This window comes from Clostridium sp. SGI.024 (assembly GCF_050315195.1).
GTDB lineage: Bacteria > Bacillota > Clostridia > Clostridiales > Clostridiaceae > Clostridium.
The window spans coordinates 1-9878 of record NZ_JBNPON010000087.1 but is presented as its reverse complement, the minus strand read 5'-3'; the positions used below and the strand labels follow the sequence as shown (position 1 = coordinate 9878).

The 9878-nt window shown below is 25.7% G+C and carries 10 protein-coding genes; 3 read left to right on the top strand and 7 right to left on the bottom strand.

What is annotated here, in order from left to right:
* Positions 1-150: 150 nt before the first annotated feature.
* The 3 genes from ACQRD5_RS15750 to rph are packed head-to-tail and all read right to left on the bottom strand — an operon-like array spanning position 151 to position 2008.
* The gene (locus ACQRD5_RS15750; protein ID WP_291631096.1) at positions 151-627 is read right to left on the bottom strand and encodes a metallophosphoesterase; all 477 of its coding nucleotides are present in this window, start codon (positions 625-627) and stop codon (positions 151-153) included.
* A 19-nt stretch (positions 628-646) separates the two neighbouring features.
* The gene (locus ACQRD5_RS15745) at positions 647-1258 is read right to left on the bottom strand and encodes an XTP/dITP diphosphatase (protein WP_291631098.1); all 612 of its coding nucleotides are present in this window, start codon (positions 1256-1258) and stop codon (positions 647-649) included.
* 3 nt (positions 1259-1261) lie between these two features.
* Positions 1262-2008 (bottom strand): ribonuclease PH, encoded by a 747-nt coding sequence (gene rph, locus ACQRD5_RS15740; RefSeq protein ID WP_291631100.1) that lies wholly within the window; start codon positions 2006-2008, stop codon positions 1262-1264.
* Between the two features lie 124 nt (positions 2009-2132).
* Between rph and ACQRD5_RS15735 the strand changes: the two genes are divergently transcribed.
* The gene (locus ACQRD5_RS15735) at positions 2133-3665 is read left to right on the top strand and encodes a hypothetical protein (RefSeq protein ID WP_291631102.1); all 1533 of its coding nucleotides are present in this window, start codon (positions 2133-2135) and stop codon (positions 3663-3665) included.
* A gap of 171 nt (positions 3666-3836) precedes the next feature.
* Here ACQRD5_RS15735 and ACQRD5_RS15730 read toward each other — a convergent pair whose 3' ends face one another.
* A complete protein-coding gene (locus ACQRD5_RS15730) occupies positions 3837-5336 on the bottom strand; it encodes an ABC transporter substrate-binding protein (RefSeq protein WP_294168902.1) in 1500 nt (499 codons plus the stop codon).
* A 150-nt stretch (positions 5337-5486) separates the two neighbouring features.
* On the opposite strand from ACQRD5_RS15730, the gene ACQRD5_RS15725 reads away from it, so the two are divergent.
* Positions 5487-5744 carry a hypothetical protein gene (locus ACQRD5_RS15725; RefSeq protein ID WP_291631106.1) on the top strand — a complete coding sequence of 86 codons (258 nt, stop codon included), beginning with the start codon at positions 5487-5489 and terminating at the stop codon, positions 5742-5744.
* Between the two features lie 63 nt (positions 5745-5807).
* Here ACQRD5_RS15725 and ACQRD5_RS15720 read toward each other — a convergent pair whose 3' ends face one another.
* From ACQRD5_RS15720 to ACQRD5_RS15710, 3 genes are all read right to left on the bottom strand, one after another.
* Complete coding sequence (locus ACQRD5_RS15720) at positions 5808-7967, bottom strand: sensor histidine kinase (RefSeq protein WP_291631108.1); 2160 nt, start codon at positions 7965-7967, stop codon at positions 5808-5810.
* Complete coding sequence (locus ACQRD5_RS15715) at positions 7942-8640, bottom strand: response regulator transcription factor (RefSeq protein ID WP_291631109.1); 699 nt, start codon at positions 8638-8640, stop codon at positions 7942-7944. The genes ACQRD5_RS15720 and ACQRD5_RS15715 overlap by 26 nt, the downstream gene beginning before the upstream one ends.
* A 106-nt stretch (positions 8641-8746) precedes the next feature.
* Positions 8747-9052: a thioredoxin family protein gene (locus ACQRD5_RS15710; RefSeq protein WP_291631111.1), complete on the bottom strand. Its 306-nt coding sequence runs from the start codon at positions 9050-9052 to the stop codon at positions 8747-8749.
* 86 nt (positions 9053-9138) lie between these two features.
* Here ACQRD5_RS15710 and ACQRD5_RS15705 point away from each other — a divergent pair, with 86 nt between their 5' ends.
* The gene (locus ACQRD5_RS15705; protein WP_427747024.1) at positions 9139-9870 is read left to right on the top strand and encodes a superoxide dismutase; all 732 of its coding nucleotides are present in this window, start codon (positions 9139-9141) and stop codon (positions 9868-9870) included.
* Positions 9871-9878: the final 8 nt, after the last annotated feature.

The window sequence follows — 9878 nt, the reverse complement described above, 5'->3', positions numbered from 1 at the left end:
TATCTAATATCTCTCAGCGACAATGTTTATTCTACAATAGGAATAGCAATCCGTCAATAGCTTTTTTTAAATAAAATTAATATAAATATATGTTTATTACATAAAACATATAAATTATACAACAATGAAACGGATTGCTTAGCTTTATAACTATATTTCCTGAATATATAATTCTGGCTTTTTACCATTATCTATTTCTATAAATCCCATTGTTCTTTTCATACTTCCATAGGGAAAAGTTATGCTTCCAGGATTCATTATAGTAATCCCATCATAATTACTTATTAGTGCTTTATGTGAATGGCCAAAAAGCACTATATCAGCTCCAACTGATTTTCCCTTATAAAATATAGTGTTATACTCATATTTTACATTATACATATTTCCATGAGTTATGAATATTTTTACATCCATTACTTCAATGATTCTTTCAGTTGGATATTCATTACTAATATCACAATTTCCCTTAACTGCATATATTTCTCCATTAAAATCAGTCTCTAAGATTTTAATATCGGGAGCTCCATCACCACAATGTATTAAAATATCAACATCATGAAGATATTTCTTTACTGCATTTACATTAGAAGCTTCATAATGGGAATCACTTATAACAGCAATTTTCATTTTTACCGTTAACCCCCTCCTATAATAATTCTTCTATTATTTTTTTAGCTTTTTGAAGTGCAATACCTCTATGTGATATTTTATTTTTTTCTTCCATAGTAAGTTCAGCAAAACTTTTATTTAATGGTTCATAAAAGAATAGTGGATCATAGCCAAAGCCACCCTCACCTTTTTCATTTTCTAATATATACCCTTCAACTGTACCTCTTATACTTTTATACTCATTCTTATCATTTATAATTGCTAATTGACAAACGAACCTTGCTTTTCTATTTTGGTAATCAACTCCTTTTAAATTTAAAAGAAGTTTTTCATTATTCTTTTTATCATTACCATGCTCACCAGCATATCTTGCTGAAAAAACTCCCGGTTCACCTTTTAAATAATCCACTTCTAGCCCAGAATCATCAGACATAATTATAAAATTGCTTTCACCTTTTTTTATTAACTCTTTATATATTTCTATACTTTTCTTTTTTGCATTTTCTTCAAAAGTAAGTCCATCCTCTTCAACATCTATGTCTAAACTCATATCCTTTAAAGATAAAACATCAATTTCAATATCACTTAAAATTCTTTTTATCTCTTTTATTTTTCCTAAATTATTACTAGCAATAACTAATTTTTTCATAAATTATTTTCCTCCAGTACCAATCCATAGTGCATCCATTTTTAATGCATCTTTTTGAATTTGAACCATTTGCTTAATTCCCTTTTGAGCTAAATCTAGTAATTCATTTAATTCATTTCTACTAAAAGGAGATTCTTCACCAGTTCCTTGAATTTCTATAAATTCACCTTCATCTGTAGCTATTATATTCATATCAACTTTAGCATTAGAATCTTCTTCATAACATAGGTCTAGTATTTTTTCTCCATTAAGGATTCCTACACTTGTGGCACTTACAAACTTTCTAATAGGATAAACATCGAAAGGTTTTTCTTTATGAAGCTTATTAACAGCATCTACTAAAGCTACAAAAGCTCCAGTAATAGAAGTTGTTCTAGTACCACCATCTGCCTGTATTACATCACAATCTATCCATATAGTTTTTTCACCAAGGGCCTTTAAATCCATAACAGATCTTAATGCTCTGCCTATTAATCTCTGAATCTCCATAGTTCTACCATCTATTTTTAATCTAGCTATATCTCTAACCTTTCTTGTTCCAGTAGATCTTGGTAACATATTATATTCAGCAGTTATCCAACCTTCACCTTGACCTTTTAGAAAAGGTGGAACCTTATCTTCTATAGATGCTGTGCAAATTACTTTTGTATCCCCAACCTCTATTAATACTGATCCTTCTGCATACTTTGTATATCCCCTAGTAATTTTCGTTGTTCTAACTTGATCATTTTTTCTTCCATCAATTCTCATTCTATTACCTCCATTTCTTAATACTATAAAAATTTATGCACTATTTTAACTTTTAACTCATATTATTAATATGAGGATTAATGAAGAGGTGAAAAATTTGCGATATATAGGACCCTATTTTAGAATGAATAAATTATCTTATAAAGAAATTAATGGCCAACTTTTCCATTTGTCAAAAGAGGCCATACGGACTTTAGTTTTAGAATCAAAATGTGGATTAGTTGATTCTACTAAGAATTATAAAAAATTATCATCCTCTATTGATATTACCACATCTACCAATTTTTCTCCACTACTATGTATATATAGAAAGGCATCTCCAAACTATATTCATAGTAAGAACTATAATGGCTTTGATGAGGAATCTTTCAAAAAGGAAATTTGTCCAACAACTAATGCACTATTAACTACAAGTATACTTAACTTATCTACTTATTATTCAAGATTTAAAGATGTAGATGAAAAATTATATTCTTATTCTAAGGTGTATAAAAAACTTTCTAAAAGACAACTTGAATTTTATTCAATTAACCTTAGAAATAATGAAGGCATTTTTACTGAAAAAAAGAACTTATCTGAAAACAATTATAAAGGCTTTAATATTGTAGAAAAAAATAATAAATTTAAATTCTCTGACCAAGCATTTATGATGTTTGCATACAATCTATATTCAATATTATACCCCGAAGATAAACTTTCAACAGATTATAATAACTTTTCAATTGAAATACTAAACACACTTATTGAGTTTAAAGAAAAAATATATGAATCTTCATTTGAAGAAATATGTAAAATATTAACTGCTATTAATATGTTTTATAGCAATTCAAAAAATACTGATGCTAAAATATTAATCATAGATTTAACAGATTTCTTAATTAACAAATTTGATGAAAAAGATTATTATGTTGATTCACTAGACTTTGCTTCATTATTTGCAATAAATTTAATGCTGTCATTTAAACATACTCAAATGATTACTTTTAATGAAAAAGCAAAAAATATAATAAATAAATTATTATCCCTATATGATGATGATAAGGATATTTTCTTAAAACTTTCAAGCAAAAAAGAATTAAAATATAGTTGTTTTGATATAACTTTTTACTTTCTAGCATTATTTATGTATTCTAAAGATGATAATAAGGAAATGGAATATAAAAATATGCTTTCTCAGTTATATAGAAAGCTATTTATTAATTCTGGAATAGTAACTTCTTGGCCAGATGCTCCTACTTTAGATGATGCTGAACGCTATAGAGGGCTAACCTTTAACTCATCTGATATGCTTGATGAAGGCTTTTTTAAGATGTCTAATACCCAATCTCCATCAAGTTTGGGGGTAGCACCAATCTTTAAGAAAAATGTTACTTATTCTAAAAAGAAGGACTCATTTGCTTCTTCTAATTCTTCTTTTGACAGTTATAAAAATCTATATATATATAATTTAATAATATTTCTATTTATTAATGATTTTATGTTAGAAACTCATTTAGTATCGGATACTTCAAATTATAGGATTATTGATGATGACTCTGTTGATGATAATGATTTTGAAGTAAATGATGAAACTGTAGATGAAGATACTGATATTAGAGAAAAAGAAACTACTATTAAAGAAGTGAATGTAGATAATAATAATGAAATTGTAAAATAATAGAGCTGTCGCACAATGTAAAGTAAATAATTAATAATGTTAAATAAAGGAAGAAACCCCTCTTTGGAGTTTCTAAGATAAATATATCTTTAGTAATTTAATTATAATTACTTTGTTAATCCTAAACTTTACATTTTATAATTTTAATTTGGGGCTGTTGCGACAGTCCCATTATTTTTGTATTTCACTAAAATTAATATTTCCATTCCCATCTAATACTAAGTTTTTAATTTTTTTATTTATAGCAATATTATCATTATAAAAGAATAATGGTAACACATTATAGTTATTAAATAATTCTTCCTCTATATCAAAAAAAAGTTTAACTCTATCTCCCTCTGTTTTAGCTTGTAAAAACTTTTCTTTATTTGTATTATCTAAAAAATTTATTAAACTATTAAAAATTGATGAACCATTTGAAGGTATTAACTCTCCCTGAATTAATGCAAAATCATAATAATTTTCCTTATCAATAGAATTTAACTCTTCCTCATTGACTAAGTCATATATTAAGTTAATATTAAAGTTATTTTCAAACCAGGAAACTAAGAAATCACATATTTCTTTATTTTCACTACTTTCTCTTGCTATCATATGAATAACTTTAAGCTTTATATCTTCTGTAGAATCTCTACTCATTACCTTCCTTGCTTGAAGCTTCTCTAGGTCTTCTTTATCCTCCCTAAAATAGCTTCCATCCGCTAATTCAATATACATATTATTATTTGTCTCATATTCTTCAAGAGCCTTATTAATTAAATTATATACCTCTTTTCTTTCTTCTAATTGTAGTGTAGTCCCTTTAGGATTAAAAGTTAAATACATAGCTCTATTTGATTTTAAGTTAATTAATCTTCCTTCTGAATTTAATCTACTTAACTGACTTTTTGGTGGATTAATAACTATATCTCTTTTACCTATTTCAAAGGAAGCCATAGCCACCTCTTCTTCTTCGTAAGGGATTATTTTTATTTTATCTACAATATTTAAATTTATATTATCATTTTTCTTTAAAATTAACTCAGACATACTAAGTTGCTCTATTTTGTAGTATCCTGAATATATTAAATCATTATAATTATTTTTTATATTTTCCCAAAGTAAAACATCTTTTCTAACTCTATACTGTGGTGTTGTAAGCTCTTCTATAAATTTATCATCCTTTGAATTTAACCTAAATACTAAATTATCTTCGCTATAACTTATGCCAACCTCTTTACTAAATGATCCTTCCCCTTCTCTAAATCTTTCAGCTCCATATACATTTAATAAAGCTGAAATATTTTCTTCATCTTCTTCTGTTAATATTTCTCTAAAAAACATGGCAATGTCTTTTGTAGTTATTTTACTTCCATCACTCCAAAATACATCCTTTCTTATTTTAAAATCATATTCTAGTCCATCATCCCTTACTTCTACACTTTCAGCTAAAGAAGGTTTAATTTCATTATTCTCATTTAATTCTACTAATCCCCTGCTAGTTGCTGTAACAATATCTTGTGCTCTTTTATTTAAACTTCCTACTACTTTTAAATCTCTTGGGATTTGTGAAACTGAATATATAACCTCATCATTATTATTTTCAGTTTTTGGAGTTGAAACATCAATAAAAGCTATTAAAAAGCTAACAACAAACGCTGATGATATTAGTGCTATTATTAGTTTCTTCATAATATACTTCTCCTTCTGATTAGTATCTTTTAGAAGTATATCCATATAAATATATAAGTAATCAAAAATATTATAATTTATATAAATATACATTTTTTTCTTTTTGCATATGTTATAATATCTTTATACAACTTTGGGAGGAATGCTAATATGGAGTTAGTGGTACAGATTTTTCAAATAGTCTTTTATGGCATGGGTACTATATTTATGATAATCTTTGCTATTATAGGAATATGGAGTTTTATTATTTTTAATAAATACTACAAAGCAAAGAGAATTGAGAATTATATACTTGAAAAAATTTATCAAGCTATAAATCAACTTTCTTATAAAAATAATAGTACACTTAATGATAATTCCAATGAAGATTTAGTTGATATTAATAATTTATTAAATAAGGAAGATTAATAGTATTCATTTAATAAAAGAAGGTTGAAACCCAGTAAACAAGTTTCAACCTTTTATAAATTATTAAATATCTTTTTTAAATTTAGTTATTACTTTAAATAAATCTCCATCTATTTCTATATTAAACTCTCCACCTTGAAGTTCTACTATGCTCTTAGCTATAGATAGTCCTAACCCTGATCCTTCAGTACTTCTAGCCTTATCCCCTCTTTTAAATCTCTCTACAATCTCTTCTGAAGAAAAATCAATTTGATAAGCTGAAATATTCTTAAGTATAATTATAACTTCATCTTCATTATTAATTACATCAATATATACCCTAGAATTTTTCATAGAATACTTAATTATATTATTTAATAAATTTTCATATACTCTAAAGGTTTTTCTTCCATCTAAATATAATATCACCTTTTCTTCTGGCCACTTAGTTATTATATCTAACTGGGAATGATTTATTTTTTCTTCTAACTCTCCAATAACTTGTCTTAATAAGGAAACAATATTTAAGTCTTCCTTTGTAAAATTCATATTTCCTGAAACAGCCTTTGAAGCTTCAAATAAATCTTCAATTAATATTTTTAATCTCTTAGATTTCATATCTAGTACTTCTATATACCTAGCTCTTTTATCATCAGTTATATTTTCTTCTTTAAGAAGATCAATATAATTAATAATAGATGTAAGCGGTGTTTTTAAATCATGAGAAACATTAGTGATTAATTCACTTTTCATCTTTTCACTAGTTATAGCCTTATCTAAGGCTTCTTTAAATCCCTCTTCAATAGTAGTAAGGTTATTATCTATATTTTTTAAAATTAATATATTATCTTCTTTTAAGTCATCCTTATAGTTTCCTTTTGCTATTCTTAGCGTATTAGACTCTAATATTCTTATTTCGTTAAATATATTTAAAGAAAATAAAGCTGACAATATTATATATATAAATAAAAATAATCTAGAATACGATATCATACTATATGCCCAAGGCCATAACAAAGGAACAAAACTAGAAATTATTGCTAATAAAGAAATAATTATAATAAAACTTACCTTAAATTTATTAGTTTTTATAAATTCATTACTTTTAATAATATTTAAAATATATTTATATATCTTAAATATTAATATCTTCCCCATAGTCCTCTTCTTTTCTAAAATCAAAATTAAATCTTTTATGAAATAATAGTCTAATGCAATAAGGATACATGATTTTAAAAGTATGCTATTGCAGTAATAGTTATTTTCATAGTAAGGTATTACATTAAATATTAAAGAATTAATCAAAACTAAACTACATATGAAAACTAAAGCTCTTATATCTATTGGAACCTTAATATACAAATCTTCTATAAGACTTCTAGTTTTATTTTTTCTATTTCTAAAGGCTACAAGAGCAAATATTAAAGTTAAAGATCCAAATGCAGCTGTAACAGCTATTTTTTTATACAAAATACTTGAAAATTCTTCTCTTTCTAGTGATATATTATAAAGTAAATCTCCTTGTTTTAACTCCTTAGGTATTCTATAAAATCTACTTACATCATCATTACTTTGTATTATTGAATTATATATATCTATTAGCTCATTAGAATAAAAAGTATTATTTACTTTCAATTTAGAACTTGGCAAATACATATAATAATAATCATTATTATTTTTAAAAGTATTATTTTCTATTTGTTCCTCTATATCTTCATCTACTATATTTGTAATTTTAGCTCCTGATTTATCTTTAATGAAAAATTCTATGTTTGTATTTTGATTAATAGTATTTAAAGTGAATTCTTTAACGGAATCAAAATACTTATCAACAGCATTTTCTTTCATAATCATTTCTTTTTCTTGTTCAATTTGGTTTTTAACTTCCTCTTCTGTTAAGTTATTTTCTTTTGCGCTTTCTCTTATATTATTTTCAAAGGCTTGTATCCTTTGTTCTTTTTCATTATTATTTTCTTCTGTTTTCTTTTTATAAACATCTTCTTTTATACTTCCATCTAAATCTAAGAATAGTTTTGTATAATCATTCAAATTCATATCTAGCACAAAAAAAATATTTTTCACTTTATTATTTTCATAAATACTATTATAGCCATAATATGCTTTAAAATCTTTATACTCTCTTATTAATCTAAATAGATAAATAGTAAAAAATATTATTAGTATGGTAGATATACATAACCATATATCTTTTAAAACTTTATTTCTTGTCGACTTTGTATCCAACTCCCCACACCACCTTTACATATTGAGGATTTCTAGGATCAACCTCTATTTTCTCCCTTATTCTCCTTATATGGACAGTTACAGTATCTACATTATAAGGTGCTTCATTCCATACTCTTTCGTATATTTCTTCTATTGAGAATACCCTACCTAAATTGCTCATAAGAAGACTTAATATTTTAAATTCCAAAGGAGTTAAATTAACTTCCTTTCCATTTACAAATACAGACTTACTTTCTTTATTTAGCTCTAAACCCCCTACTGTAAGTAGTTCTTCATTAACATTATCACTCAATGAAGAAAACCTTGTATATCTTCTTATTTGAGAATTTACTCTTGCTATAAGTTCTAAAGGATTAAAAGGTTTAGTTAAGTAATCATCTGCACCTAAATTAAGCCCTAAAATTATATCTGCATCTTCTGTTTTTGCTGAAAGCATTATAATTGGTATTTCTTTTTCCTTCCTTAGTTCAATAGTAGCTCTAGTTCCATCTAAATTAGGCATCATTATATCCATAATTATTAAATGAATATCTTCTTCTCTCGCAATCCTTAATGCTTGAATTCCATCACAAGCAGTAAAAACATTATAGCCTTCATTTAAAAGATAAATTTCTATTGCTTCTGTAATCTCTTTATCATCATCTACTACTAAAACATTGTACTTATTCATATGTCCCCCTATAATTAAAATCTAAATGTAGCTTAAGTAACTTCCTATGTTAATAATGATAGTAACAATAAATTACAAAATTACTCTCAAAATTATTAAGGAATTCTTAAAAAATCATATTGTAGTATCTATCTATAGAATTTTTAAAATCTAATATATCGAAATATCTACCTACCCTTAAGGTTTCTTTACCATTAACAAATAACAATAAAATAGGTAATGAAAAAATATTATATTCTGCTGCAATTTCTTTATTTTCTACAGCATTAATCTCTAGAAATTTTACTTCTTTATAATCCTTAATAACATGTAGAACTTTTTCCTTTATAGCATCACAGGCTCCACATATGGAACCACTAAAATATATTATACTTATCATATTATCTTCTATGAATTCTTCAATTTCCTTCATAAATTCTCCTCATTTCTTTAAATTATATTTATTATATCATTTATACTTATTATTTATAAAATTCATTTTCATTGTTAATACTAAAAATGGAGGTGCTTAACTTGAAGAAAAAATATACAATATTATTTTTAGTATCATTATCAATAATTTCATTTATCACATTAATACCTACAATTACTGCAAAAAGCAATAACTTAGGAGATTCAGAGTTTGAGCTTAAGGCATTACCCTATGCTTATGATGCATTAGAACCTTACATAGATAAGGAAACTATGATGATTCATCATGACAAGCATGAAAAAGCATATTTAGATAATCTAAATATGGCAATTGCTAAATATCCAGAATTATATAAAAAGGGCCTTGAAGGAATTCTAAAAGATTTAAATTCAGTTCCAGAGGATATAAGGGAAACTGTTAAAAATAATGCAGGTGGAGTTTATAATCATGATTTCTTTTGGTCAATAATGTCTCCTGAAAAGGATCAAAATCCAAATGGAGACTTATTAAAAGCTATTATTAAAGCTTTTGGATCTCTTGATAACTTTAAGACTAAATTTAAAGATGCAGCCTTAGGAAGATTTGGTTCTGGATGGGCTTGGCTTGTTCTTGATAAAGACGGAAACTTATCTATTATTTCTACTGCAAATCAAGATTCCCCAATTTCTCAAGGATTAACTCCTATATTGGGTCTTGATGTTTGGGAACATGCATATTACTTAAAATATCAAAATAAACGTGGAGATTATATAGATAATTGGTGGCATGTAGTTAATTGGAAACAAGTAGAATCTAACTATAATTCAAATAATAAATGATTATACTA

Excerpts from the sequence above, each read along its gene's own strand:
- ACQRD5_RS15715 (WP_291631109.1), bottom strand. The coding sequence starts at position 8,640 with ATGAATAAGTACAATGTTTTAGTAGTAGATGATGATAAAGAGATTACA.
- ACQRD5_RS15750 (WP_291631096.1), bottom strand. The coding sequence starts at position 627 with ATGAAAATTGCTGTTATAAGTGATTCCCATTATGAAGCTTCTAATGTA.
- ACQRD5_RS15735 (WP_291631102.1), top strand. The coding sequence starts at position 2,133 with ATGAATAAATTATCTTATAAAGAAATTAATGGCCAACTTTTCCATTTG.
- ACQRD5_RS15730 (WP_294168902.1), bottom strand. The coding sequence starts at position 5,336 with ATGAAGAAACTAATAATAGCACTAATATCATCAGCGTTTGTTGTTAGC.
- ACQRD5_RS15705 (WP_427747024.1), top strand. The coding sequence starts at position 9,139 with ATGGAGGTGCTTAACTTGAAGAAAAAATATACAATATTATTTTTAGTA.
- ACQRD5_RS15745 (WP_291631098.1), bottom strand. The coding sequence starts at position 1,258 with ATGAAAAAATTAGTTATTGCTAGTAATAATTTAGGAAAAATAAAAGAG.
- ACQRD5_RS15710 (WP_291631111.1), bottom strand. The coding sequence starts at position 9,052 with ATGAAGGAAATTGAAGAATTCATAGAAGATAATATGATAAGTATAATA.
- rph (WP_291631100.1), bottom strand. The coding sequence starts at position 2,008 with ATGAGAATTGATGGAAGAAAAAATGATCAAGTTAGAACAACGAAAATT.
- ACQRD5_RS15725 (WP_291631106.1), top strand. The coding sequence starts at position 5,487 with ATGGAGTTAGTGGTACAGATTTTTCAAATAGTCTTTTATGGCATGGGT.